Annotated in this window: 23 protein-coding genes; 11 read left to right on the top strand and 12 right to left on the bottom strand. The window is 66.2% G+C overall.

Going from position 1 to position 26,327, the window contains the following annotated elements; translation table 11 throughout:
* Positions 1-65 precede the first annotated feature (65 nt).
* The 5 genes from FA702_RS16775 to plsY form a co-directional block, all read right to left on the bottom strand.
* Positions 66-749: a glycerophosphoryl diester phosphodiesterase membrane domain-containing protein gene (locus tag FA702_RS16775; protein ID WP_136957022.1), complete on the bottom strand. Its 684-nt coding sequence runs from the start codon at positions 747-749 to the stop codon at positions 66-68.
* Positions 750-769: 20 nt separating this feature from the next.
* The gene (locus tag FA702_RS16770) at positions 770-1,774 is read right to left on the bottom strand and encodes a hypothetical protein (protein ID WP_255504629.1); all 1,005 of its coding nucleotides are present in this window, start codon (positions 1,772-1,774) and stop codon (positions 770-772) included.
* A 113-nt stretch (positions 1,775-1,887) separates the two neighbouring features.
* Entirely contained in the window at positions 1,888-2,235 is a 348-nt protein-coding gene (locus tag FA702_RS16765; RefSeq protein ID WP_136957021.1) for a hypothetical protein, read from the bottom strand.
* A 19-nt stretch (positions 2,236-2,254) separates the two neighbouring features.
* Positions 2,255-3,400, bottom strand: coding sequence for a DNA-processing protein DprA (gene dprA / locus FA702_RS16760; RefSeq protein ID WP_255504628.1), 1,146 nt, complete (start codon positions 3,398-3,400; stop codon positions 2,255-2,257).
* Complete coding sequence (gene plsY, locus FA702_RS16755) at positions 3,397-3,990, bottom strand: glycerol-3-phosphate 1-O-acyltransferase PlsY (protein WP_255504627.1); 594 nt, start codon at positions 3,988-3,990, stop codon at positions 3,397-3,399. The genes dprA and plsY overlap by 4 nt, the downstream gene beginning before the upstream one ends.
* Positions 3,991-4,139: 149 nt before the next feature.
* Between plsY and murI the strand changes: the two genes are divergently transcribed.
* From murI to FA702_RS16735, 4 genes are all read left to right on the top strand, one after another.
* Positions 4,140-4,946 (top strand): glutamate racemase, encoded by an 807-nt coding sequence (gene murI, locus FA702_RS16750; RefSeq protein WP_136957487.1) that lies wholly within the window; start codon positions 4,140-4,142, stop codon positions 4,944-4,946.
* 27 nt (positions 4,947-4,973) lie between these two features.
* Positions 4,974-5,996: an MBL fold metallo-hydrolase gene (locus tag FA702_RS16745; RefSeq protein WP_136957019.1), complete on the top strand. Its 1,023-nt coding sequence runs from the start codon at positions 4,974-4,976 to the stop codon at positions 5,994-5,996.
* Positions 5,993-7,213: a 5-aminolevulinate synthase gene (gene hemA, locus FA702_RS16740; RefSeq protein WP_125956362.1), complete on the top strand. Its 1,221-nt coding sequence runs from the start codon at positions 5,993-5,995 to the stop codon at positions 7,211-7,213. Before FA702_RS16745 ends, hemA begins: the two co-directional genes overlap by 4 nt.
* A 66-nt stretch (positions 7,214-7,279) precedes the next feature.
* The gene (locus FA702_RS16735; RefSeq protein WP_255504626.1) at positions 7,280-7,975 is read left to right on the top strand and encodes a nitroreductase; all 696 of its coding nucleotides are present in this window, start codon (positions 7,280-7,282) and stop codon (positions 7,973-7,975) included.
* A gap of 59 nt (positions 7,976-8,034) precedes the next feature.
* On the opposite strand, the gene katG is transcribed toward FA702_RS16735, so the two are convergent.
* The gene (gene katG / locus FA702_RS16730) at positions 8,035-10,263 is read right to left on the bottom strand and encodes a catalase/peroxidase HPI (protein WP_136957017.1); all 2,229 of its coding nucleotides are present in this window, start codon (positions 10,261-10,263) and stop codon (positions 8,035-8,037) included.
* A gap of 301 nt (positions 10,264-10,564) precedes the next feature.
* On the bottom strand, positions 10,565-10,924 hold the full coding sequence (locus FA702_RS16725) for an RcnB family protein (protein WP_136957016.1): 360 nt from the start codon (positions 10,922-10,924) through the stop codon (positions 10,565-10,567).
* 319 nt (positions 10,925-11,243) lie between these two features.
* Between FA702_RS16725 and rbfA the strand changes: the two genes are divergently transcribed.
* The 3 genes from rbfA to FA702_RS16710 are packed head-to-tail and all read left to right on the top strand — an operon-like array spanning position 11,244 to position 12,949.
* Positions 11,244-11,660: a 30S ribosome-binding factor RbfA gene (gene rbfA / locus FA702_RS16720; RefSeq protein ID WP_255504625.1), complete on the top strand. Its 417-nt coding sequence runs from the start codon at positions 11,244-11,246 to the stop codon at positions 11,658-11,660.
* A gap of 12 nt (positions 11,661-11,672) precedes the next feature.
* Entirely contained in the window at positions 11,673-12,251 is a 579-nt protein-coding gene (locus FA702_RS16715; RefSeq protein ID WP_136957014.1) for a thymidine kinase, read from the top strand.
* Positions 12,248-12,949 (top strand): site-2 protease family protein, encoded by a 702-nt coding sequence (locus tag FA702_RS16710; RefSeq protein ID WP_136957013.1) that lies wholly within the window; start codon positions 12,248-12,250, stop codon positions 12,947-12,949. The genes FA702_RS16715 and FA702_RS16710 overlap by 4 nt, the downstream gene beginning before the upstream one ends.
* Here the strand turns inward: FA702_RS16710 and FA702_RS16705 are convergent.
* Together FA702_RS16705 and FA702_RS16700 are read right to left on the bottom strand one after the other, a co-directional pair.
* Positions 12,946-14,682 (bottom strand): FAD/NAD(P)-binding protein, encoded by a 1,737-nt coding sequence (locus tag FA702_RS16705; RefSeq protein WP_136957012.1) that lies wholly within the window; start codon positions 14,680-14,682, stop codon positions 12,946-12,948. The genes FA702_RS16710 and FA702_RS16705 overlap by 4 nt on opposite strands.
* Positions 14,679-16,769, bottom strand: a complete 2,091-nt coding sequence (locus FA702_RS16700) for a catalase (protein ID WP_136957011.1) — start codon at positions 16,767-16,769, stop codon at positions 14,679-14,681. The genes FA702_RS16705 and FA702_RS16700 overlap by 4 nt, the downstream gene beginning before the upstream one ends.
* A gap of 286 nt (positions 16,770-17,055) precedes the next feature.
* Between FA702_RS16700 and FA702_RS16695 the strand changes: the two genes are divergently transcribed.
* The 4 genes from FA702_RS16695 to pnp all read left to right on the top strand — a co-directional run bounded on the left by FA702_RS16695 (position 17,056) and on the right by pnp (position 21,151).
* A complete protein-coding gene (locus FA702_RS16695) occupies positions 17,056-17,445 on the top strand; it encodes a DUF6491 family protein (protein WP_136957010.1) in 390 nt (129 codons plus the stop codon).
* Between the two features lie 62 nt (positions 17,446-17,507).
* Positions 17,508-18,401: a tRNA pseudouridine(55) synthase TruB gene (gene truB, locus FA702_RS16690; RefSeq protein WP_136957009.1), complete on the top strand. Its 894-nt coding sequence runs from the start codon at positions 17,508-17,510 to the stop codon at positions 18,399-18,401.
* Between the two features lie 21 nt (positions 18,402-18,422).
* Positions 18,423-18,692, top strand: coding sequence for a 30S ribosomal protein S15 (gene rpsO, locus FA702_RS16685; protein WP_124809182.1), 270 nt, complete (start codon positions 18,423-18,425; stop codon positions 18,690-18,692).
* A 161-nt stretch (positions 18,693-18,853) separates the two neighbouring features.
* A complete protein-coding gene (pnp, locus tag FA702_RS16680; protein ID WP_136957008.1) occupies positions 18,854-21,151 on the top strand; it encodes a polyribonucleotide nucleotidyltransferase in 2,298 nt (765 codons plus the stop codon).
* A 267-nt stretch (positions 21,152-21,418) separates the two neighbouring features.
* Here pnp and infB read toward each other — a convergent pair whose 3' ends face one another.
* The 3 genes from infB to nusA are packed head-to-tail and all read right to left on the bottom strand — an operon-like array spanning position 21,419 to position 26,326.
* On the bottom strand, positions 21,419-23,968 hold the full coding sequence (gene infB, locus FA702_RS16675; RefSeq protein WP_210417656.1) for a translation initiation factor IF-2: 2,550 nt from the start codon (positions 23,966-23,968) through the stop codon (positions 21,419-21,421).
* A 5-nt stretch (positions 23,969-23,973) separates the two neighbouring features.
* Entirely contained in the window at positions 23,974-24,708 is a 735-nt protein-coding gene (locus FA702_RS16670) for a DUF448 domain-containing protein (RefSeq protein ID WP_125956448.1), read from the bottom strand.
* Positions 24,689-26,326: a transcription termination factor NusA gene (nusA, locus tag FA702_RS16665; RefSeq protein WP_136957006.1), complete on the bottom strand. Its 1,638-nt coding sequence runs from the start codon at positions 26,324-26,326 to the stop codon at positions 24,689-24,691. Before nusA ends, FA702_RS16670 begins: the two co-directional genes overlap by 20 nt.
* Position 26,327: the final 1 nt, after the last annotated feature.

Here is a 26,327-nt window from a genome sequence, read left to right as displayed (position 1 = left end):
CGCCGATCGTCAAGCCTTGCCTTGCGACAATCATCCCATTGCCTTGATCACCGCGACAGAAACCGTCAGCCGAAAACCTCGGCCAGCCGCTCGCCCGAATAACCCAGCAGCCGGTAGAGCGCGAGCGTGAGCGCGGTTCCGCCCACCGCCATCAGCGCGGCCACCGCGTTGCCGAGAATGGTGCCACCGACTCCTCCCGTGATCAATGGACCGGATAGCGCGGACGCCAGCCCTTCGGCGAGGCCGACACCCGCCAGCGGCATCACCAGCAGAACCATGCAGAGCACATAGACCAGCGTGATCGACACCATAGAGGCGCGGGTGTGCCGCCAGCTTGCGCCCATCGCTTCGGTCGCGCGCATGCCCTGGCCGATGATGTAGGGCCAGGTCAGCGACCAGCGCGCCAGCAGCAGCAGGCCCGGAACGATGAACAGGACGAAGCCCAGCATGATGCCCAGCGTGGTGAGAATGCTGGCTCCGACGACGGAGAGATAGCGCCTGCCCTTGACGGAAGGCGACAGCAGCCCGTCCGCCACCAGCATCTGCTCCATAAGGTGATACTGGATCAGGAACGAGGCGATCGTGCCCCCGAATTGCCCGCCGCTATCCCCGAGCAGGACATCGACGATCGAGGTGACCGCCACGATGCCAAGCCCCGCCAACGACGACAGGCGCGCGTGGCGGGACAGGGTGCCGCCGAACTCGGAAAAGATCTCGCTGACGCCGACTTTCCGTTCTCCGTCCGCCATGCACCCCTGTCCTTCCGTTCCTAGCGCAGCGAGACGATCTGCCCCACCATCTGATCGTTGGCGAGCGCCGCCGCCTTGGTCGCCCCTTGTTCGTAATTGCCGGGCTTGGCAGTGAATTCGAACTTGCGCGTCTTGCCGAAGCGCATTCCGCCGAAGCCCATCGCCGCCATCACCCCGCCGCCGACGTTGGCCGCCGCCTGCGTGGTCTTGTCGAGGTTGCTGGATGCATCCTGCTTGTCAACGAAATCTCCATCCACCGACACGCCCCGGTTGAGCGTGACCGTCACGGTCTTGCCGTTCGGCCCCAGCGCGGTCATCCGGGAATAGCCGGGCGTGACGGAGAGGTTGGCGTTGACCTCCAGCCCACCGAAGCTGAACGCGCCTGGCCGCTTCTGGTCGGAAAAGTCGATCAGGTAGGTCACGTCCAGCACGGGCACGCCCGCCGCCTTGGCGTAGTTCGACAGCGCGCTGCTGGCCTGCCCGGCGGACATGTTCAGGCCGATGCTGGACATGCCGCTCCCCGTGAAATCGCCCGGCAGCAGGATCAGCGTCGGCAGCACCGCGGGCTTCATGTAGGTGGCCTTGCCTTTGCTGCCCTTTTCAAGCTGGATGCCGATCTCGACCGGCGGCTGCTGTCCGTGGGGGTTGGCCAGGGCCGGCGCGGCGAAGACGGCCGTCGGGTCCTGCACCGTCAGGCCGGCGGCATTCAGCTTGGCGACAAAATCGGCATAAGCCGCGTCGGCGATCGACTGCATCATCGCCGGGGTGACGCCCACGAGCGAACTCTTGGCCTTGGTCGCCCCACCGAAAGCACCCATCAGCCCGCCGGTGGCCTTGGTCTGATCGGTCGATTCGAAAATGAAGCCCACATTGAACGCCGCTATGGCGACTTGCGAAGCGCCTTTTACTGCGTCTTTGCCCTGCACCTTGACCGGTGCGTCATCGCCCGCCCAGGCAACGGTAGGCGCGGTCATCAGGAAGCCTGCCGCCGCAGCGGCAAGCACAAACGTGCTGCGGAAATTCATGATAGTCCCCCATCCCGAAACGTTTCCGCGACCCGCTTTTGTTGCGGAACATTACGGCGAGACGGGGCACACGCAAGCGGATTCAACGGAAACCAGCCGCGTCGGTCGGGGAATCAGGCCGTCCTGCGCCAGGCCAGCAGGAACCCAAGCCCAAGCAGCACGTCGATCGCCGCGAACACGGCCACCGCCGGCGCGGCCCGCCCCTGCGCGAACAGCGCCAGCGCGGGCAGTCCGAACACCAGCTTTTCGCCCACCGCGCACGGCATCAGCGCGCGATAGCGCGCCGGATCGCCGCCGATGATCCAGAACACCGCCTGAAACACCAGCGCCAGCCCGATGAAACCCAGCGAAACTTCGGCCCCGCGTTCGGGCAAGGGCGCGAGATAGAGCGGTGCCAGCACCACGATCCCGTAGATCGCCGCCCAGCGGAACATGCGGCGCGCGAAACGGTGATCCTGCATGACGTCTCTCCTCCCGATCCTAGACCAGCGAAACGCGGCCAGCCGCATGACGCACGAGCCGTCCGGCGATTTCCAGCTCGATCAGCGCCATCTGCACCGCACCCGGCGATGCGCCGCTCTGGCGGACGAGTTCGTCGATCGCGACGGGCGCCGCGCCCAGCAACGCCTCGATATCGGCGGGAGTTTCCTCCTCCGCGAAAGACGGCGCAAGGGCTTCCGGTTCGCGCAGCAGCGGTCGCGGCGCGCCGCCGAAGTCGCGCAGCAATTCCAGTACGTCCTCGGGCGACTGCACCAGCACCGCGCCATCGCGGATCAGCTGGTTGCAGCCGTGCGAGCGGCTGTCGAGCGGCGAGCCGGGAATGGCCATGACCTCGCGCCCCGCCTCCCCCGCCAGCCGCGCGGTGATCAGCGAGCCGGACTTCGGCGCTGCCTCCACCACCAGCGTGCCTGTCGCGAGGCCCGCTATGATGCGGTTGCGGTGCGGAAAATGGCGCGCGAGCGGCTCGGTGCCGGGCGGCATCTCCGCGATCAGCAGGCCCTGTTCCGCCACCTCGTCCTGCAAGGCGGCGTTTTCGGGCGGATAGGCGATGTCGATCCCGCTGGCGATGACGCCCACGGTGCCGCCGCCGTCGGCCATGGCGGCGAGCGCACCCCGGTGCGCCGCGGCATCGATCCCGCGCGCAAGGCCGGAAATCACGGCGCAGCCAGCGCCCGCCAGCGCAGCGCCAAAATCGCGCGCCAGCTTGACCGCACCGGCCGAGGCATTGCGCGCGCCGACGATGGCGACCGACGGGCGCCGCAACAGCGCGTCGTCCCCGCGCACGGTCAGGATCGGCGGCGGGCTGTCCAGCGCGGCCAGCAAAGCGGGATAGGCGGGGGAATCGTGAAAGAGATAGCGAGCACACAACGCGCGAACGCGAGCGATCTCGGCGCTGACTCGCGCTTCGGGGGCGGGAGTGACGCGTCCACCGCCGCGCGCCGCCAGTTCGGGCAAGGCCTCCAGCGCGGCGGTTGCGCTGCCGTAGCGCCGCAGCAAATGGAAGTAGCTGGCAGGCCCGATGTGCGGCGTGCGCAGCAGGCGGATGCGGGCGAACGCCTCCTCGCGCACAAGGTTGAACGGGGCATCGGCGGGCCGCGACGGATCGGGCACGCCGCGCGCGCTCACTTGGCGCTGCCGCTCCCCGAACCGACCCTGGGTTCGGTGCCCGCGCGCAGCCGCGCGATATTGGCGCGGTGCAGCCACAGGACGATCCCAGCCAGCACCGCGAGCACTGGGGCATATTGTCCATAGCCCGCCACGAACGCCGCCAGCGGGGCTGCCAGCGCGGCGCACATGCCGCCCAGCGAGGAAATGCGCGAGGCGAACAGCACGCCCAGCCACACCAGCGCATAGGCAAGGCCGATCGGCCAGGCGAGCGCGAGCGAGATGCCCATCATCGTGGCCACGCCCTTGCCACCCTTGAACCGCAGCCACACCGGGAAGCAGTGCCCGATCACCGCGAAGAACGCCGCCAGCGCTTCCGTGCCGGGCCAGACGTGCCGCGCCAGAAGCACCGCCAGCGCGCCCTTGGCCAGATCGAGCAGCAGCGTGCCCGCCGCCAGCCCCTTGTTTCCCGTGCGCAGCACGTTGGTGGCGCCGATGTTGCCCGAACCGATGCTGCGCAGATCCCCCGCACCGGCCAAGCGCGTGAGAATCAGCCCGAACGGAATTGAACCGAGCGCATAGGCGGCGAGCGAGGCGAACAGGGCATCCACGATGGCACTCTTACAATTCATCGCGCGGGTTCGGAAAGGGGCGTCTTTTCTTTTCGGTTCGGAAACCGATAGAAGGCAGAAAGGCCAGCAAAGGAAACCGGACAGGCGTGACAGCAACAGCCACGACAATACAGGCCGGGCAGCCGGCCATGCCGCCCGAAGTCGACGCCGTGGCGCCGTTGCTGGTGTTCGATTCCGGCGTCGGCGGGCTTTCGGTGCTGCACAAGGTCCGCGCGCTTCTGCCCGATGCGCCGGTGATCTACGCCGCCGACAACGCCGGCCTGCCCTATGGCACCAAGACCGAGGCGCAGATCGCCGCGCGCGTTTCCGGCCTGCTGGGCCGCATGACCGAACGCTTTCGCCCGCGCCTTGTCTGCATCGCCTGCAACACCGCCTCCACCATCGCGCTCGCTTCGGTGCGCGAGGTGCTGGAAGTGCCGATCGTGGGCACCGTGCCGGCGATCAAGCCGGCGGCGGCAATGACGCGGACCGGGGTGATCGGCCTGCTCGGCACCGAAGCCACGATCCGGCAGGTCTACGTCGACCGGCTGGAAGCCGAATTCGCGGCGGGCAAGACCCTGCTGCGCCACGGCGCGCCGGAACTGGTGCAGGCCGCCGAAGCGCAGTTGCGCGGCGAACCGGTCGATCCGGCGGTCTATGCCCGCGCCGCCGCCGCGCTGCGCGCCATGGCGGGCGGCGACCGGATCGATACGGTGGTGCTGGCCTGCACGCATTTCCCGCTGGTGCAGCCGGAACTGGCGCGCGCTTTCGGCGGAGACGTGCGGTTCATCGATGGATCGGACGGCATCGCCCGGCGGATCGCCGCTCTGACCGAAGGCCAGGCCTGGAGCCGGAGGCAGGACGACGTTGCGCTGTTCACGCGCGGCGGGCAGGATGTGGAGCGCCTGAGGCCCGCGCTGGCCGCCTATGGCCTGGATCGCGTCGCGATACTTTAGGCGCGCGCCGCAAGGGGGGAACGGTTCTTGCGCAAGGGATGGAAGATCGCCGCTGTCCTGTTGCTCGCCGTGGCGGGCGCGGCGTACTGGCTGCTGATCGACAACCGCACCGGGCAGATCGCCGAACGCCCGATCGACATTGCCGCGCTACGCCGCGCCGCCGCCGCGATGCCGGGGCCGCGCCCCGATGCGATCGATGTGGAAATCGTGGCGCAGGGAACATCACCGGCCACGCTGCTGGTCGCGGGCGGCGGTTTCGGCAAGGTGGGGATCGCGGCGGCCGCGTTTCGCGTGCGCGGCCCCGGCGGAACGGTGCTGATCGACAGCGGGCTGACGCGCGAACAGGCCAGCAGGCTCGACATGACCGACTACGACGCCGCCGCGCAGCGCCGCGTCGAAGCCGCGATGGACGCGGCGAACCGCATCGTCTTCACGCACGAACACTACGATCACATCGGCGGCTTCGCGGCGTCATCCGAAATGGCCCGTAACGCCGCGAAACTGTTCCTGCCGCGTGCGCAGTATTCCGCGCTGGTGGCAGAGCTTGGCCGCGCGGGCGAGACGGCGAAAGCCCTGCCCGCGCCGATCGACCCGCGGGGCGCGACGGCGCTGGCGCCCGGCGTCGCGGTCATGCCGATGCCGGGCCACACGCCGGGATCGCAACTGATCTATGTGGTGCTGGCCAGCGGGCGCGAATATCTGTTCCCCGGCGACGTGACCTCAATGGAGCGGAACCTGTCCGAAACACGGGGTCGTTCGCGGCTGATCGCGGATTGGCTTGCGCCGGAGGATCGCAGCACGGTGATCGGCTGGATCAAGGGCCTGCGCACGCTGCAGGCGCGCACGCCGGGCCTGACCATCGCTTTTCAGCATGATCGCGACTGGCTTTTGCGCCAGCGCAATGACGGTGCCTTCCATATCGGCTTCGGCGATCCCGCACGGGTGCAGGCGCGAAAACCGGCTGGCCAAGCACAAACAACAAGCGTACAAGCCGCGCCATTCGCCGATGGCCCGGCATTTTCGAGCCTGACACAAGGAGCGGCGGGGTGAATTACGATCAAGTTTTCGACCAGGCGATCGACCGTCTGCATTCCGAAGGCCGCTACCGGGTTTTCATCGACATCCTCCGCAACAAGGGCGCTTACCCCAACGCCCGCTGCTTTGCCGGCCACAACGGCCCGAAGCCGATCACGGTGTGGTGTTCCAACGATTATCTCGCCATGGGCCAGCATCCCAAGGTGATCGCGGCGATGGAAGAAGCGCTGCATGACGTGGGCGCCGGTTCCGGCGGCACGCGCAACATCGGCGGCAACACGCACTACCACATCGAGCTGGAGCGCGAACTGGCCGACCTGCACGGCAAGGACGGCGCGCTGCTGTTCACCTCGGGCTATGTCTCGAACGATGCCACGCTGTCCACGCTCGCCAAGATCTTGCCGGGCTGCGTGATCTTCTCGGACGAGCTGAACCACGCCAGCATGATCGCGGGCATCCGCAATTCGGGCTGCGAGAAGAAGGTGTTCCGGCACAATGACGTCGAGCACCTTGAAGAACTGCTCGCCGAAACCGATCCGGCGCTGCCCAAGCTGATCGCGTTCGAAAGCGTCTATTCGATGGACGCCGACATCGCGCCGATCCACGCGATCTGCGACCTTGCCGAAAAGTACAACGCCCTCACCTACATCGACGAAGTCCACGCCGTGGGCATGTATGGCGCACGCGGCGGCGGCATTTCGGAGCGGGACGAGGCGGCCAGCCGGATCGACATCATCGAGGGCACACTGGGCAAGGCCTTCGGCGTGATGGGTGGCTATATCGCGGCCGATACGCGGATCATCGACGTGATCCGTTCCTACGCGCCGGGCTTCATCTTCACCACCTCGCTCTCCCCGGTGCTGGTCGCCGGCGTGCTGGCGGCGGTGCGGCATCTCAAGGCGTCGAGCGTCGAGCGCGAGGCGCAGCAGGCGTCGGCCGCCACGCTCAAGCGCCTGTTCGCCGAAGCCGGTCTTCCGGTCATGCCGTCCTCCACGCACATCGTTCCGCTGATGGTCGGCGATCCGGTGCGCGCGAAGAAGGTCAGCGACATCCTGCTCGCCGAATACGGCGTCTATGTGCAGCCGATAAATTTCCCGACCGTGCCGCGCGGCACCGAACGCCTGCGCTTCACCCCCGGGCCGGCGCACACCGAAGCGATGATGCAAGACCTGACGGCCGCGCTGGTTGAAATCTGGGGCCGCCTCGACCTCGAAAAGCGCAAGGCCGCCTGATCCTCTCTCTTGCTCTCCGCCACCGACCGTTTAATCATGCGGTTAAACGGTCGGTGGGAGAGGACAGTGACAACACGCAACGGGCCTGGCTACGACGAGGTCGTCTATGGCCGCCGCAGCATTCGCGGCTTTCTGAAGAAGCCGGTTCCGCGCGAACTGATCGAGGAAATCCTGGCGCTGGCGATCCGCGCGCCCTCCTCGCTCAACACGCAACCGTGGAATTTCACGGTGGTGACCGGCGCCCCGCTCGACCGCATCCGCGCGGAAAACACCCGCCGCAACCTGGAAGGCGTTCCCGAAAGCCGGGAGTTCCGCAAGTTCGAGGTTTATGAAGGCGCGCACCGCGAACGGCAGGTGGAAATCGCCAAGCAGCTGTTCGGCGCCATGGGTATCGCGCGCGAGGACAAGGAAAAACGGCTGGACTGGGTGCTGCGCGGCTTCCGCCAGTTCGACGCGCCAGTGTCCATCGTCGTCACGTATGACCGCGCACTGTTCGGCGGGGATATCGCCCCGTTCGATTGCGGCGCGGTAACGACGGCGCTGGTCAACGCGGCCTGGTCACGCGGGCTGGGCTGCGTGATCAACAGCCAGGGCATCATGCAAAGCCCGGTCGTGCGCGAACACGCGAGGATCGCCGACGATCAGGTCATCATGATCTGCGTGGCGATGGGCTGGCCCGACGAGAGCTTCCCCGCCAACGCCGTGGTCTCGAAGCGCAAGTCGGTGGCCGAGGCGGCAACTTTCGTGGGGTTCGACGAATGACAGAAAGGCCGCGCTTCGCACCGGAAGCGCGGCCTTTCCGCATGTGATCGCGCTTGCCGTCAGAACCGGTCGGCGTTCATCACCTTGGCCCACGCGGCGGCGAAGTCCTTGACGAACTGTTCGCGCGCGTCATCGGAAGCATAGGCCTCGGACACCGCCCGCAGTTCCGAATTGGACCCGAAGATCAGGTCCACCGGCGTCGCCTTCCACTTCACCTGCCCGCTCGTGCGGTCCTTGCCTTCATAGAGGCCCGCATCGGTGGCCGACTTCGACCAGACCGTGCCCATATCGAGCAGGTTCACGAAGAAGTCGTTGGTCAACTGGCCGGGACGGGTGGTGAACACGCCATTGCGCGATCCCGCGGCATTGGCATCCAGCACCCGCAGGCCGCCCAGCAGCACCGCCATTTCCGGCACGGTCAGGCCCAGCGTGTTGGCCTTGTCCACCAGCGCTTCTGCCGGCGCCAGATAAGCCGCCCGATCGTAGTAATTGCGGAACGCGTCGGCCTTCGGCTCCAGCACCGCGAACGAGGCCGCATCGGTCTGCGCCTGCGTGGCGTCGACCCGTCCGGCCCTGAACGGCACGGCAACGGCATATCCCGCCTTCCCGGCCGCCTGCTCCACCGCCGCGCTGCCGCCCAGCACGATCAGATCGGCCAGCGACACCTTGCGGCCGCCCGGCGCCGCCTTGTTGAAATCGGCCTGCACCTTGCCCAGCGCCGCCAGCACCTTCGCCAGTTCGGCCGGGTTGTTCGCGGCCCAGTCCTTCTGCGGGGCAAGACGGATGCGCGCGCCGTTGGCACCCCCGCGCATGTCCGTTCCCCGGAACGTCGCGGCCGAAGCCCAGGCCGTGCGGATCAGTTCGGGTCCGGTCAGGCCGGACGCGAGGATCCTGGACTTGAGCTGCGCTTCATCCTGCGCATTGATCATCGCATAGTCCGCCACAGGCAGCGGGTCCTGCCAGGTGAAGGCCTGTTTCGGCACGTCGTTGCCCAGATAGCGGGCGCGCGGCCCCATATCGCGGTGCGTCAGCTTGAACCAGGCGCGGGCGAAAGCGTCCGCGAACTCCTGCGGGTTCTTCTGGAAGCGCAGCGCGATGGCGCGGAACGCCGGGTCCTGTTTCAGCGAAAGGTCGGTCGTGAACATGATGGGCGCGTGGCGCACATCGGGAAGATGCGCGTCGGGCACAAGATTCGCGGCGTTCTTGTCGCTGGGTATCCACTGGGTCGCGCCGGCCGGGCTCTTGGTCTGCACCCAGTCGAACGCGAACAGGTTGTCGAGGTACTGCGTGGTGAACGCAATCGGATTGGCCGACCACGCGCCCTCCAGGCCGCTGGAGACGGTATCCTCCGCATTACCCTTGCCGCACGTGTTGGCCCAGCCCAGCCCCTGCTGCTCGATCGGCGCGGCGGACGGATCGGCGCCGACGCACTTGTCAGGAGCATGTGCCCCGTGAGCCTTGCCGAAGGTGTGGCCGCCGGCAATCAGCGCGACGATTTCCTCGTCATTCATCGCCATCCGGCCGAATGCCTCGCGGATGTCGGCGGCGGCGGCGATCGGGTCCGGATTACCGTTCGGCCCTTCCGGATTCACGTAGATGAGACCCATCTGTGTCGCGGCAAGCGGCCCGTTGAGCTTGCGGCCGCCTGAAAAGCGTTCGGAACTGCCGAGCCACTTCTTTTCCGATCCCCAGTACACTAGGTCCGGCTCCCACGAATCCACGCGTCCGCCGCCGAAGCCGATCGTCTTGAAGCCCATGTTCTCCAGCGCGACGTTGCCCGCCAGAACCATGAGGTCGCCCCACGATATCTTGCGGCCGTACTTCTGCTTGATCGGCCACAGCAGGCGGCGCGCCTTATCGAGGCTGACGTTGTCGGGCCAGGAGTTGAGCGGTTCGAACCGCTGTTCTCCGCCCCCGCCGCCGCCACGACCGTCGATCGTGCGATAGGTGCCGGCACTGTGCCAGGCCATGCGGATGAAGAACGGCCCGTAATTGCCGTAGTCGGCCGGCCACCACGGTTGCGACGTGGTCAGCGCCTTGTCGATATCCTTCTTCACGGCGGCGATATCGAGCGTGGCGAATTCCTTCGCATAGTCGAAATCCGCGCCATAGGGGTTCGCCGCATCGGCATGCTGGCGCAGCGGCCGCAGATCGAGAAGCTGGGGCCACCAATCCTTGTTGGTGGTCGGTTTGTTCACCACCGCCGCATCTTCGGCATGGGCCACCCCGGCCATCGGCGTGACGGCCACCGCCAGCATGGCGATCATCGAAATCGAAGTACGTCGCATGTCCTCGTCTCCTCTCTCATGCAACCCGAGAGGCACGGCGGACAGGAGGTGGAGAACGCCCAAGCAAGGCACAGGATATCTGCCGCGCGGGAACACCCCCGTGCGTCGATGCCGATGATAGCCCTGCTTTCTTTCAGGCGTCCGGCAGAAGCCGTGGCCCCGCGCGATCCAGTTCCCCTGTAGCGTGCCTGGGGAGACTGTCTCGCGGAACGCCAAAATCGCAAAATTGAATTATTGGGTAACTTTCATCGCAAAAAGCGATCAAAGCTACCCATTCCCGAAACGTGACGAGCGGCAATCGTCAGTTGAACGTACCTGCCACCACCGAGGCGATCACGCCGGTCGCGATGCCGACCAGCAGAGCATCCCCGCCCGACTGGACCCAGCGATAGCCGCGCGGCGGCGCGTGCAGGCGGTGGTAGCGGCGATAATCGATCACGCGGTAGTTCGGCGCTCGGCGCTGCTCGAAACGCTGCCCCTTGCGGAACGGATTGGGCTGATAGCGCGAATAGCCCGGTCCCGCGCGGCGGTCATCATGGCGGAAATCGCGCCGATCGTTGTTGTGCCGGCCATTTTCATGCCGGGGCGGATTGGCCAGGGCGGGCGTCGCGGCCGGAAGGACCATGGCCAGTGCGATGGCGGTGGAAACAATCTTCTTCATGATGCGGTCTCCTGCGTGGTTGCGGAAGAAACGCTCAGCCCCTGCGACAAGGTCCGTCACCAACCGTCCGAAAATGTCGCAGAAATTTCTCCGCTTGTTACAAGCCCCGGCCCCGTGGAAACGGGAGCCTGTGACACGGCGCGCCGAAGGGCCTCGCAATGGGCGGCCGGCCTCTCTATATCGGAACCGTCGATGGCATGGCGGGCGGCCCGTTCGTCAGCGCCTACACGGAAAACGGCCGGGATGCCGGAGAACAGCACGCAACGCGCGCTCACCGGCCCGCCTCCCGGCGAAGATGGATGGAAAGACAGACACGACCTTGGCACGCTTGAACACTTCCACGCCCGAAACCCGCAGCGTCCGGCTTCTCAAGGTAGGCGAACAGGTCCGGCACATCCTGTCCGAACTGCTCACCCGCCAGCAGGTGCATGACGACGTGCTGAGCGCGCATACCGTGTCGGTCACCGAAGTCCGCATGTCGCCCGACCTGCGCCACGCCACGGTCTTCGTGAAATCGCTGCTCGGAACGGACGAGGCGGACGTCATCAAGGCGCTGCGTACCAATACGGCCTTCTTCCAGAAGGAAGTGGCGAGCCGGTTGAAGCTCAAGTACGCGGCAAAGATCAAGTTCCTGCCCGACGAAAGCTTCGACGAGGCAAGCCGGATCGACGCGCTGCTGGCCGATCCGCGCGTCACGCGCGATCTGGACGGCGATCCCGAAGACGACGCGGGCTGATCGCCGCCACGCATGGCCAAGCTCTATTTCTACTATGCCAGCATGAACGCGGGGAAATCGACCACGCTGCTGCAGGCCGATTTCAACTATCGCGAGCGCGGCATGGCCACCATGCTGTGGACCGCGGCGGTCGATGATCGTTGGGAGGGCAAACCGATCGCCAGCCGCATCGGGCTGGCGGCGGACGCGCACCTGTTCGACGAAACCACCGACCTGTGGGCACGCGTGACCGCCGCCCATGCGGTGCAGCCGCTGTCCTGCGTGCTGATCGACGAAGCGCAGTTCCTTTCCGGGGCACAGGTGTGGCAACTGGCGCGCCTGGCGGACGAGGCGAACATCCCCGTCTTGTGCTATGGCCTGCGCACCGATTTCCGGGGCGAACTGTTCCCCGGTTCGGCCGCGTTGCTGGGCATCGCCGACTCGCTGGTCGAACTGAAGGCGGTCTGTCATTGCGGTCGCAAGGCCACGATGAACCTGCGCGTCGACAGCGACGGTGCGGCGGTCAGGGCCGGCGCGCAAACCGAGATCGGCGGGAACGACCGCTATGTCGCGCTCTGCCGGCGCCATTTCAGCGAGGCTTTGCATCCATGAGCGATACGATGTGGCAAGCGGCGACACTGATCGTGCCGCTGGTGCTGGCGATCGTGTTTCACGAAGTGGCGCACGGCTGGGTCGCCGGTCTGCTGGGCGACCCGACCGCGCGCGAACAACGCCGGCTGAGCCTCAATCCCCTGCGCCATGTCGATCCCATGGGCACGGTGATCCTTCCGGGCTTCCTGGCGCTGATCAAAGCGCCCGTGTTCGGCTGGGCCAAGCCGGTGCCGGTCGACGCCCGCCGGCTGCGTGATCCGCGCCGTGACATGATGATCGTGGCGGCGGCAGGCCCCGGCACCAATCTCGTGCTCGCCTTGCTGGGAGCTATCGGCCTTGGCCTGCTCGCCCGTTTCACCACGGATGCGACGCAACCGGGAACGGCCTTGCTGTTCCTCGCCGCCAATCTCCAGAACTTCATCGCGCTGAACATCTTCCTGGCGGTGTTTAACCTGCTGCCGGTGCCCCCGTTCGACGGGTCGCACATCGTCGAAGGGCTACTGCCCGAACGCGCCGCCATGGCCTATGCGCGGGTACGGCCCTACGGACTGCCCATCATGCTCCTGCTGCTGTTCGTGCTGCCCCAGATCGCGCCGAACCTGCACATTGTCGATCGCCTGATCCTGCCCCCGGTGCAATGGCTCGGAAGCTGGTACGAGATGGTCGCGCAGGCTGTGGCCGGGCCGGAAATGAACTAGGACCGCGTAGCGGCCCCGGTCGCGCAGGCCGCCCGGTCAGCCAACTGCGCACCGACGGCCTCCCCCATGTCGTGGCAGCTGGTCAGGCCCTGGATGAAGGGATGCCGCCCCAGAATGAACGGCAGGCTCAGCAGATGGATGCGCCGGGAAGCGGGCTGGTCCGAGACCGGTCGAAAATCTTCGTCGATCACGATCCCGCGGTATCCGGCCCCGGTTTCGCCCGCGTCCTGCACAACGCCCTGATTGAGCAGGGTCTGAAACGGGAAGGCTTCCGCTTCCAGCGGCCGCTGGCCGGTCGCGTCGATGAATACGGGGAAATGATGCGCTTGGCCGTCGAACCACATGGTCGCCCCCGACGCTTCCGAATGCGTATCAAGCCTGGCCTGGTCACCCACCGCGAGGATGGTCAGCGCACCCGCGCGATGCAGCGCCAGAAGGCGCTCGATCGATGCGTGGGGGACGGTCGCGTAATTGTCCGTGAAGATCGGCTGGAGATGCCCTGAAAAGCGTGCGTGATCCTCTTCGTCGAGATGCGGCACGATCCGCGCGAACACCTCATGCGCCCGCAGGATGGCATAACGCCATGGAACGGTGGTCCCGGTTTCGAAATTCTTTCGCGCTTCGTCGAGATTCGCCTGCGCCCACGCGAAGGGATCGACGGCAAGGCGTTCGGCGAAATAGCGCTCGCCGAACGTCTCGACAGAGGCATCCCATCCGATCTCGTCGGCATAGCCGGGATCGACAAGCCGCAATTGTTCCTTGAACAGACCAAAGGTGCGATCGAGCAGGCCGGTTCCGCCCGCTTCGATCAGGACCTGCACCGCTTGCTCGGTGAAAATGGTCAGCGGTTCATGCGGGATCGGGCAAAAGAAATCCGCCTCCGGCATCAAGCCCTTGCGCGACATCATCGTGATGTGCAGCGCCGCTGCGCCGGCCTGGGGCTTCCAGCGAAGCGCCTGGTCCTCCGCCGGAGCGCTTTCACCCGGCGCCGGCTCGCCTAAGTCCTCGCCAGCGGCGATCACGAACGCGCCGTGGTGAACCGCCAACGCGACCGCCGCGTCGATTGCGCTGAGCGATGTTCCGCGAATGCCGACCGGCCCCGCCGGGATACGTTTGAGCGCGCTGGCCGGCCACGGGCTGGAGAAGTAGCCCGGCCGAACCTCCGGTTCCTCGGGCCATTCATGGCCTGTCGCGATCACAATCTGCGAAAACCGCATCTGGTAGGCCGGGCCGCCGCGCGGCTGAACTGAAAGGCACAGGCCATTCCCTTCCGCGGCAATGTCCGTCACGCGCGCGTTGGCGCGAACGTCGATCGCATGACCGGCCGCGCGTCCGTCGGCGACCAGCGCCGCGAAACGGTCTCGCAGGTAATGACCCAGCACGACGCGGGGGTAGAAGGTCCGTTCGTCGATGCCGTCCGGCTCGATGTTGTACCCCGCGAGCCGCGCGGGCGTCTGCTGCGCCAGCCACTCGACCAGCGTGATGCCCAGGGGGGGAAGCTCGATGCTGGCGATGTTGGCGAGCATCGCGGGGTCGTTCCAGCCGGGACGATACGGCGTCCCCAGCCCGGCCCGCGCCTGCTCCTCGAAGATCGTGATCGCAAGAAGGCCACCCGCCCGCGCCAGCAGGGCCTGGAGCGTATAGATCGAGGTCGGCCCGGCGCCGATCAGCGCGATCGACGCCAAACCGTTCTCCACGATGCCATCCCTGTCCTGCGGTGCCGGCAGTTTCATGCCAGGGTGCGCAGGCTCGGCTCGCGGTCGTAGTACCGGCGCGCGGCCGCCGCGACGAACGGCTTGCCAAGCCCCGTGACGCCGTCATCCGGTTCGACGCCGGCCTTCTCGAGCAACGGCTTTGCCGCTTCGCTGTGGCCGATCGCCTTCAAATGCCCGAACGCGTCCATCACGAACTGCAAGGCCGCCGCTTCCTTCAGGAGGGCGGCACAGCCATCGTCCGACAAGACGATCGCGACCGCGTCGAATATCTGGGTGGGCGATCCGGCAAGCTGGCCGTCCGCCTTGCGCATCGACCCATCGCCCAGCTTGGCCCCGCCGACCTTGGGAGCGACGATTACGGCCTTGCCCTTGGCCTTTCGGACTGCGGCGATCACCGCGTCCAGTTCGGCGGCATCGGTACCGTCGGCGATGAGAATGCCAACCGCGCGGCCTTCGAGCGTCTCCTTCATATTCTTGTGGATCGACAGCGCATCGGACGGCGGCATGTCGATCGGCTCCTTCGCCGCCGGCGCCTTGGGCGGGAGCGGGATGCCAAGCCCGTTGGCAACGCGCCGGGCAAGGTCCTCGTCGACATTGCGCAGGTTCGCCACCATGCGCGGCGGCACCTGATCGAGCAGGCCGACCTTCGACAGTTCGAACACGAAGGCCGAGGCGATATGGGCCTGCTCGCTGGGCGTCTGTGATCGGTAGAACAGGCGCGCCTGGCTGTAGTGATCGGCGAACGTTTCCGGACGGACCCGCAGCTTTTCGCCGTTCTCCTCCCCACCCGTCGCGGCGTCCGTCGTGACAAACCCGGCCAAGGCGCTTTCGCGCGGGCCGCCTTCCTCGCCATGCGCGGCAAGGCTGTTGGGCTCGTAGTTGGCGCGGCCCTTGGGCACCATGGTCTGCATCTTGCCGTCGCGCTGGAAATTGCCGAACGGGCAGCGCGGCGCGTTGACGGGGATCTGGTGGAAGTTGGTCGTGCCCAAGCGCGAGTTCTGCGTGTCGAGATAGGAGAACAGCCGCCCCTGCAACAACGGGTCGTTCGAGAAGTCGATGCCCGGCGGAACGTTCGACGGCAGGAAGGCCACCTGCTCCGTCTCGGCAAAGAAATTGTCGACGCTGCGGTTGAGCGTCAGCGTGCCGACGATGCGGACGGGCACGTCCTCTTCCGGGATGAGCTTGGTTGCATCCAGCACGTCATAGGGCTGCGCCTCGGCGAAGGCCTTGTCGAACACCTGTATGCCCAGGTCCCACTGCGGAAAGTTGCCGGAGTCGATCGCTTCGAACAAGTCGCGGCGCTGGTAGTCGTTGTCCGCCGCCTGCAGCTTGAGCGCCTCGTCCCAGATCGTGGATTGCAGGCCGAGCCGTGGCTTCCAGTGGAACTTGACGAAGCTCGCCTCTCCCTTCGCGTTGACGAGTTTGAAGGTGTGGACGCCAAAGCCCTCCATGGTCCGGAACGCGCGCGGCAGGGTCCGGTCCGACATGGCCCACATCAGCATGTGGGTGGTCTCGGGCATCAGCGAGGCCCAGTCCCAGAACGTATCGTGGGCGCTGCCCGCCTGCGGATAGCCGCGATCGGCCTCCATTTTCACGGCATGGACAAGATCGGGAAACTTGAGCGCATCTTGGATGAAGAACACCGGAATGTTGTTGCCCACCAGATCCCAGTTGCCCTCCCGGGTGTAGAATTTGACCGCGAAGCCGCGCACATCGCGCGGCGTATCGACCGATCCAGCGCCGCCGGCGACAGTGGAAAAGCGCACGAATACCTCGGTCTTTTCGCCCTTGGTAAAGACCGCGGCCTTTGTCAGGTCGGAAATGTCGTCGGTCGCCTCGAACACGCCATGGGCGCCGCTGCCACGCGCATGGACGATGCGCTCGGGAATGCGTTCGTGATCGAAGTGGAAGATCTTTTCGCGCAGCACGAAGTCTTCGAGCAGCGTCGGCCCGCGCGATCCGCTCTTCAGCGAATTCTGGTTGTCGGAAACGGGAACGCCATGGTTGGTGGTCAGAACGGCGGTATCGAGATCCTCCGCGCCCTGATGCGTCTCTCCGCCGGCAGATGGTCTGCGGCCGGCTTGGCTGCGAGGTGATTTGGCCATGGTGATGCCTTCCCTTCTAAGGCGACGCCAGGCGGCGACGATCCGGTCATGGTGGGGTGGCGCACAAATCGCGCCCCGCGATCACAACTCGCGAGGATGGCAATGGTGCCGGTCCGCATGATCTTCACATACAGCAGGAAAGACGAAGCTGGCCACGCCGGATGGGACAGCCGGCTGGTCGCGGCATTCATGCAAAGGTCACGTTGTGTAATCTAGTGTATCGGCAGCTTGAACCGGTGCGAAGCCGCGCCATGTCGGGGGCATGAACTTCGATGGAGCAAAAGCTATGAAGAACAATGCACTGTTCCTCGCCCCGCTGGCTGTGCTGGCCATGGTCGCCTCGCCGGTTTCCGCTTCGGCGGCGATGGCCCGGCCCGCGCAGAGCGAGGAGGCATCCGTTCCCTTCATCAACCACGGTGCGATCCGGGATTGGCGCGCGGATGGCGACCGGGTGATCTATTTTCAGGACAGCGGCCGGCAATGGTATCGCGCCACGCTGATGACGCCGGCGTTCGACCTGCCTTTCGTGGAAGCGGTCGGCATCCAGAACAGCGGCACCGACCGGCTGGATCGCTGGGCCGATGTCGTGGTGCGCGGCCAGCACTATCCGATCCAGAGCTTCGTCAAAGTCGATGCCCCGCCGGTGAAGTCGGCGAACGCTGCGCACAAGTCCTGATCGCTCCGCGCGGGAACTATCGCGGCTGACATCGCCGTCCAGTCGCTCTATGGCGCCGGGCCATGACGAACGGGTGGATCATCCTCGACAAGCCGATCGGCCTGGGCTCGACCCAGGCCGTGGCTGCGGTAAAACGCAACCTGCGGCAGGCGGGGCTCGGCAAGGCGAAGGTCGGCCACGGCGGCACGCTCGATCCGCTCGCCTCGGGCATCCTGCCCATCGCGGTGGGCGAAGCGACCAAGCTGTGCGGGCGCATGCTGGATGCCAGCAAGGAATATGCCTTCACCATCCGTTTCGGCAGCGAAACCGACACGCTGGACCTGGAAGGCAGCGTGATCGCCGAAAGCGCGGAGCGCCCTGCCCTCGCCGCGCTTCATGCCATCCTGCCGCGCTTCACCGGCCCGATCGAGCAGGTGCCGCCCGCCTATTCGGCGCTGATGGTCGATGGCCAGCGCGCCTACGACCGCGCCCGCGCGGGCGAAACGGTGGAGCTGAAGGCGCGCGCGGTGGCGGTCCATGCACTGGACGTCCACACCCACGAAGGGGAGTTGCTCGAGGAGGCTACCCTCGTCGCGCACGTCTCGAAGGGCACCTATGTCCGCAGTCTCGCGCGAGATATAGCGCGGGCGCTGGGCACGGTCGGGCATGTCACCATGCTGCGCCGGCTGCGCGCCGGCCCATTCGGGCTGGATCACGCGATTTCGCTGGACAAATTGAACGATGTGGGTAAAGGCGCGCCACTTGAGAACGTGATCTTGCCGCTGGAGGCAGGGCTGGTCGACATCCCGGCTCTTGACCTTGACCCGGAACAGGCAAGAGCGGTCCGTCAGGGCCGCGTTCTGGCCGGGTTGCCCTTTCACGACGGGCTATACTGGGCGCGCCACGGCAGAGTGCCGGTCGCGCTGGTGGAGCTTTCGGGCGGAAGCCTGATCGTGGCGCGGGGTTTCAACCTTTGAAGGATGTCGCGGAGTAAGAATATGTCGATTACCGCTGAAAAGAAGCAGGAAGTCATCCAGAGCAACGCCCGCGCGGCGAACGACACCGGTTCTCCGGAAGTCCAGGTGGCGATCCTCACCAGCCGTATCCAGACGCTGACCGAACACTTCAAGAGCCACCACAAGGACAACCATTCCCGCCGTGGCCTGCTGCAGATGGTCAACAAGCGTCGCAGCCTGCTCGACTACCTGAAGAAGAAGGATGTCGAGCGCTACAACGCGCTGATCCAGAAGCTCGGTCTGCGCAAGTAACCAAGCGAAGCGGCCCCTAGCGGGCCGCTTTTCGCATCCGGGCATGCTTCGCAATCCGGCGAAGCCGCCTTGGGGCCGAACGTGCCCCGCACCGGACCGGGACGGAATCCCCGGCAGCAAAACCCCGCCGGCAATAGGGCCTGCGGGCTGAAGGAAACGAAATGTTCGACGTCAAAACCGTATCGCTGGAGTGGGGCGGAAAGACCCTCACCCTCGAAACCGGCCGCATTGCCCGTCAGGCTGACGGCGCGGTCCTCGCCACCTATGGCGAAACGGTCGTGCTCTGCGCGGTCACGGCCGCCAAGTCGGTGAAGGAAGGCCAGGACTTCTTCCCGCTGACCGTCCACTACCAGGAAAAGTATTCCGCCGCCGGCCGCATCCCCGGTGGCTTCTTCAAGCGCGAACGCGGCGCCACGGAAAAGGAAACGCTGGTTTCCCGCCTGATCGACCGCCCGGTCCGTCCGCTGTTCCCCGAAGGCTTCTACAACGAAATCAACGTCATCGCCCAGGTGCTGAGCTATGACGGCGAGACCGAACCCGATATCGTCGCGATGATCGCCGCTTCGGCCGCGCTGACGATCTCGGGCGTGCCCTTCATGGGGCCGATCGGCGCCGCGCGCGTCGGTTTCAAGGACGGCGAATACCAGCTCAACCCGTCGTCGGCCGAAGTCGCCGAAGGCCGCCTCGACCTGGTCGTCGCCGCCACCGACACCGCCGTGATGATGGTGGAATCGGAAGCCAAGGAACTGACCGAGGACGAAATGCTCGGCGCGGTCATGTTCGCCCATGACGAAAGCCGCAAGGTCGTAGCCGCGATCATCGAACTGGCCGAAAAGGCCGCGAAGGATCCGTGGGAAATCGATCTCACCGACAACACCGCGGACATCAAGAAGAAGCTCAAGAGCCTGGTCGGCAAGGACATCGCCGCCGCCTACAAGCTGACCAACAAGTCGGCCCGCTCGGACGCGCTCAACGCAGCCCGCGCCAAGGCGAAGGAAGCCTTCTCCGACGAGACCCCGCAGACCCAGATGGTCGCGATCAAGACCCTGAAGAAGGTCGAGGCCGACATCGTGCGCACCGCCATCCTCAAGGACGGCCAGCGCATCGACGGACGCACGGTCACGCAGGTCCGCCCGATCGAAAGCATCGTCGGCTTCCTGCCGCGCACGCACGGTTCGGCGCTGTTCACGCGCGGTGAAACGCAGACGATCTGCACCACCACGCTGGGCACCAAGGACGCCGAGCAGATGATCGACGGCCTGGATGGCCTGCGCTACGAAAGCTTCATGTTGCACTACAACTTCCCGCCCTATTCGGTCGGCGAAGTGGGCCGCTTCGGCGCGCCGGGCCGCCGCGAAGTGGGCCACGGCAAGCTGGCTTGGCGGGCCCTGCACCCGGTGCTGCCGTTGAAGGAAGACTTCCCCTACACGATCCGCGTCCTGTCGGACGTCACGGAATCGAACGGTTCGTCCTCGATGGCGACCGTGTGCGGCGGCTGCCTTTCGATGATGGACGCGGGCGTTCCGATCCTGCGCCCGGTTTCGGGCATCGCGATGGGCCTGATCCTGGAAGGCGACAAGTTCGCGGTCCTTTCGGACATCCTGGGCGACGAGGACCACCTTGGCGACATGGACTTCAAGGTGGCCGGCACCAGCGAAGGCATCACCACGATGCAGATGGACATCAAGGTGGCCGGCATCACGAAGGAAATCTTTGCGACCGCGCTGGCGCAGGCCAAGGAAGGCCGCGCGCACATCCTGGGTGAAATGACCAAGGCCCTGGGCGAAGTCCGCACCGAGCTTTCGGCGCACGCTCCGCGCATCGAAACGATCTCGATCGACAAGTCGAAGATCCGTGACGTGATCGGCACCGGCGGCAAGGTGATCCGCGAGATCGTGGCCACCACCGGCGCCAAGGTCGACATCGACGACGAAGGCCTGATCAAGATCAGCTCGTCCGACCTGTCGCAGATCGAAGCCGCCAAGAACTGGATCATCGGCATCGTGGCCGAGGCCGAAGTGGGCAAGGTCTATAAGGGCAAGGTCGTCAACATCGTCGACTTCGGCGCTTTCGTGAACTTCATGGGCGGCAAGGACGGTCTCGTCCACGTCTCCGAAATGAAGAACGAGCGCGTCGAGAAGCCGACCGATGTCGTCAAGGAAGGCCAGGACGTCTTCGTCAAGGTTCTCGAAATCGACCAGCGCGGCAAGGTCCGCCTGTCGATGCGCGTGGTCGATCAGGAAACCGGCGCGGAACTCGAAGATACCCGCCCGCCCCGTGAACCGCGCGAACCGCGTGGTGATCGCGGTGACCGTGGTGACCGCCGTGGCCCGCGTGGCGATCGCGGCGGTCGCGGGGATCGCGGCCCCCGTCGCGATGGCGACCGTGGCCCCCGCCGCGACCGCGACGACGGCCCGGCCCCCGATCACATGCCGGCGTTTCTGAAGTCCGACGACTGATCGGCCTTCACCGGAAAAGAAACAGAGGCTCGCGGCAACGCGGGCCTCTTTTCTTTTGAACGGTCGTATCCGTTGCAAGCCCGGCGCAAGGAGAGCCCACCCCGCTGCGACTAACGCCGCCTAAGGCGGCGCAAGTCTCGCTCCCCTCCCGCTTGCGGGAGGGGTCGGGGGTGGGAAATGCCCAACGCTTGCAAACAATTGATCACAAAAAAACGCCGGAGCGGCCCTTCGGCTGCCCCGGCGTTTCGTTTGCCGATCGGATGAAGATCAGAGCGTGCGTTCGCGCTCTTCCACCTCGAACACTTCGAGCATGTCGCCCGGCTTGATGTCGTTGGTGTCCTGCAGCACCACGCCGCATTCCAGCCCCGCGCGCACTTCCGGCACGTCGTCCTTGAAGCGGCGCAGCGATGCGATGACCGTCTTGCTGACGATGACATCGTTGCGCGTAAGGCGGGCGTTGATGCCCTTGCGGATGTAGCCTTCCAGAACCAGCAGACCAGCCGCCTTGTCCTTCTTGCCAGCCGGGAACACTTCCTTGATCTCGGCGCGGCCGACCACGGTTTCGATCCGTTCGGGACCAAGCTCGCCGGCCATTTCCGAACGGATGTCGTCGGTCAGCTGATAGATCACGTCGTGATACTTCAGCCGCACCTTGTTGCGTTCGATCAGTTCGCGCGCCTTGGCGTTCGGACGGACGTTGAAGCCGACGATCGGTGCCCCGCTGGCCTGCGCCAGCATGACATCGCTTTCGGTGATCGCACCGACGCCCGAATTGAGGATGCGCACCTTGATCTCATCGGTCGAGATACGGTTGAGCGCGTTGACGATCGCTTCGGTGGACCCCTGCACGTCCGCCTTCACCACCAGCGGGTATTCGATCACGGTGTTCTTGGCAGCGAGCGCGGAGAACATGTTCTCGATGCTGGACGGGGCGGTCGTCGTGCGCTTGGCGGTCGCCTTTTCCTGACGGTAGGCGGCCACTTCGCGAGCGCGGGCCTCGTTCTCGACCACGGTCAGCGTATCGCCGGCCATCGGCACGCCGCCGATGCCCAGCACTTCCACCGGCAGCGCGGGCGGCGCGGCCTTCACCTGCCGGCCCTTGTCGTCCAGCATGGCACGCACGCGGCCGGACTGGGTGCCGACGACGAGGATGTCGCCAACCCGCAGCGTGCCGCGGTTGATCAGCACGGTGGCCAGCGGCCCCTTGCCCTTGTCGAGCTTGGCCTCGATCACGGTGGCTTCCGCCGCGCGATCGGGGTTGGCCTTCAGCTCCATCAGTTCCGCCTGAAGCAGGATCTTCTCGATCAGCTCGTCCAGCCCGGCGCCGGTCTTGGCGGAGACTTCCACGTCCTGCACGTCGCCCGACATCTCCTCGACGATGATTTCGTGCTCGAGCAGGCGCTCGCGGATCTTCTGCGGGTTGAACTCCGGCTTGTCGCTCTTGGTGATCGCCACGATCATCGGCACGCCGGCCGCCTTGGTGTGGTTGATCGCCTCGATCGTCTGCGGCATCAGCCCGTCGTCGCCCGCCACCACGAGGATGACGATATCGGTGACGTTGGCGCCGCGCATCCGCATTTCGGTGAAGGCTTCGTGGCCCGGCGTATCGAGGAAGGTGACATAGTCGCCCCCCTTGGTCTTGATCTGGTACGCGCCGATGTGCTGCGTGATGCCGCCGGCTTCGCCGCGCACCACGTCGGTGCCGCGCAGCGCATCGAGCAGCGAGGTCTTGCCGTGATCGACGTGGCCCATGATGGCCACCACGGGCGGACGCGTCTTCAGCGTTTCATCCGCATCGACGTCAGCGGCGGTATCGATATCGACATCGCTTTCGTTGACGCGCTGGATGTTGTGGCCAAATTCGGTGACCAGCAGCTCGGCGGTATCCTGGTCGATGGTCTGGTTGATGGTGACCATCATGCCCATCTTGAACAGCGCCTTGACGAGGTCCGCCGCCTTTTCGGCCATGCGGTTCGCCAGTTCCTGCACCGTGATCGCTTCAGGCACGATCACGTCGCGCACCTGCTTTTCGCGCTGGTGCTGCTGACCGGCATAGTGCGCGCGGCGTTCCTTTTCACGCGCACGCTTCAGCGCCGCGAGCGAACGGGCGCGGGCGCCCTCGTCCTCGTTCAGCGCGCGCGTGACCGTCAGCTTGCCCGCCTGACGGCGATCGACCGCGTTCTTGTCGCGCTGCTGCGGCTTCTTCGGCGGCTCGGGCCGCTTGACCGGAGCAACCGGGGTAAAGCGGCGCGGCGCGGGTGCGGGCGTGGCACTACCCGTGTTCGCCGACGGCGCGGGTTGCTCTTCCACAAAAGCGGGAGCAGCCGGCGTTTCCACCGGGGGAGCCGCCTCGGCCGCGGGTTCAGGCTGCGGTTCGGTAGCGGCCGGAGCCGGCGCTTCCTCGGCCTTGCGGTTTTCCTCGGCGCGGCGACGCTCTTCGTCCACCGCACGCTGGCGTTCTTCCTGCTCGCGGCGGTTGGCGGCCTCCAGCGCGGCGAGACGGGCTTCCTCGGCCTCGCGCAGCAGACGTGCCTGCAATTCCTGGCGCGTTTCGCGCGATGCGGCGGGCGCGGCCGGGGGCGGCGCCGGCGGCGCGGCAGGGGCCAGCCGCGCGACAACGGGTTCCGGAGCGGGCGCGGCGGCCGGGGCGGCCTCAGGCCCGCCGGCACGCGGCATCAGCTTGCGCCGCTTGACCTCGACCACCACCTTGTTGGTGCGACCATGGCTGAAGGTCTGCTTGACCTCTCCCGCCTCGACCGAGGTCTTCAGGCCCAGCGGCCTGCGGCCCAGTGTCGGCTTCTTGTCGCTATCGCTCATCGAACTCATTCGCCCTTCGTATCAAAATCGTCATTCGCCACCGAAGCAGCGACATCACCGGCGGACTTTTCGTCACGCCCCATGAAATGCAGCAGCCGCTGAAGCGGTGCGGCAACCCTTGCGGCCGCCGCGTCGTCGGTAAGCGCCAGATGAACGACGTTGTCGCGGCCCAATGCCACAGACAGCGCCGCCCGGTCCAGCGGCAAGATGATGCCTTTCAGACCCGTGCCTTCGGCTTCCTCGCCCACCCGCCAGGCCTGCGCCAGCTTGTTTGGTCCATCGCTGCCGGCATCGCTGGCGTGCGCCAGGAACGTCACCGCGCCAGCCCGGCACCCCTGCGCGATCTTTTCGGTACCCAGCAGCATGTTGCCAGCGCGCAGTTCGATGCCCAGCCGATCCGTCAGCGCGCGCAGCAGCGCGGCTTCGGTCCGTTCGGGAAGGTCGGACGGAATCGTCAGCGGCGCGCCCTTGAAAGCCCGCGCCAGCGCGCCCTTGAGCTTGCCGTTGGCCAGCGCCTGCGCCAGCTCGGCCCGGCTCACGCCGATCCAGGCGCCCCGCCCCGGCGCGCGTGCCAAAGGGTCCGGCGCGACATCGCCCATGGGCGACAGCGCAAGCCGGATCAGCGCATCGCGGTCATCGTGACGACCGGTGAGCACGCAACGCCGCTCCGGCGAGGCTTCCCCCGCCGTGCGCGTCTTCTGCCTTTCGGCGACTAGCGGCTCATTGTGAGGATTCCGCATCGGCGGCCTCCTCGAATGCGGGGGCGGCAGCTTCCGGCTCGTCATCGAACCAGTGCGCGCGCGCAGCCATGATGATCTCGTTGCCCTGCTCTTCGCTCAGGCCATATTCGCCCAGCACGCCGCCCTTGTCTTCCGACCGTTCCGAACGGTCGCGGCGGGTGTTGTCGCGGCGGCGCTGCTCGGCCCGCTTGCGCGCGATCAGTTCGTCGGTGGCCAGATCGGCCAGGTCGTCCAGCGTCTTGATCCCGGCCTTGCCCAGCGTGACCAGCATCGCTTCGGTCAGGTGCGGCAGCTCGGCCAGCGCATCCTCGACGCCCAGCGCACGGCGTTCCTGGCGGAAACCGTCCTCGCGGCGCTCCAACGCCTCGACCGCGCGGCTTTGCAGCTCCTCGGCCAGTTCCTCGTCGAAGCCCTCGATCGTCGCCAGTTCGGCCACGTCGATATAAGCCACTTCCTCCAGCTCGCTGAAGCCTTCGGCGACCAGCAGCTGCGACAGCGTTTCGTCGACGTCGAGTTCTTCCTCGAACATCTTGGAGCGCTCGGCGAATTCCTTCTGGCGCTTCTCCGAAGCCTCGGCCTCGGTCAGGATGTCGATGGCCGAACCGGTCAACGACGAAGCGAGGCGCACGTTCTGGCCACGGCGGCCGATCGCCAGCGAAAGCTGGTCATCGGGCACCACCACTTCGATGCGGCTCTCTTCCTCGTCAATCACCACGCGGCTGACGGTGGCTGGCTGCAGCGCGTTGACCACGAACGTCGCGGTATCCTCGCTCCAGGGGATGATGTCGATCTTTTCGCCCTGCAGTTCCTGCACGACGGCCTGCACGCGGCTGCCCTTCATGCCGACGCAGGCGCCGACCGGGTCGATCGAGCTGTCGCGGCTGATCACGCCGATCTTCGCGCGGCTACCCGGATCGCGGGCCGCGGCCTTGATCTCGATGATGCCGTCGTAGATTTCGGGCACTTCCTGCGCGAACAGCTTCTTCATGAAGTCCGGATGCGCGCGGCTGAGGAAAATCTGCGGGCCGCGGTTCTGGCGCTCGACCTTCATGATCAGCGCGCGCACGCGCTCGCCCACGCGGGGCACTTCGCGCGGAATCTGCTGGTCGCGACGGATCACGCCCTCGGCGCGGCCGAGATTGACGATGACGTGGCCGAATTCGACCGACTTGATCACGCCGGTGATGACTTCGCCCGCGCGGTCCTTGAACTCTTCATACTGGCGATCGCGTTCGGCATCGCGGACCTTCTGGAAGATCACCTGCTTGGCCGACTGCGCATCGATGCGACCCAGGTCCACCGGCGGCAGCGGATCGACGATGAAGTCGCCCACCTTGGCGCCCGGCTGCAGCTTTTCCGCCTGCTTGAGGTCAACCTGCTTGAAGTAGTCCTCGACCACGTCGACCACTTCGACCACGCGCCACAGGCGCAGGTCGCCGGTGCGCGGGTCCAGCTTCGCGCGGATGTCGTTTTCGGCGCCGTAACGGTTGCGCGCCGATTTCTGGATCGCTTCCTCCATCGCCTCGATGACGATCGCCTTGTCGATCATCTTCTCGGTCGCAACCGCGTTGGCGATCGCGAGCAGCTCGGCGCGGTTGGCGGAAATCGCACTGGCCATG

Origin of the sequence: Novosphingobium sp. EMRT-2, assembly GCF_005145025.1 — a bacterium.
In the GTDB taxonomy this organism is placed as follows: domain Bacteria; phylum Pseudomonadota; class Alphaproteobacteria; order Sphingomonadales; family Sphingomonadaceae; genus Novosphingobium.
Note: the sequence above shows the minus strand (reverse complement) of the source record. Positions and strands in the feature narration are given on the sequence as shown.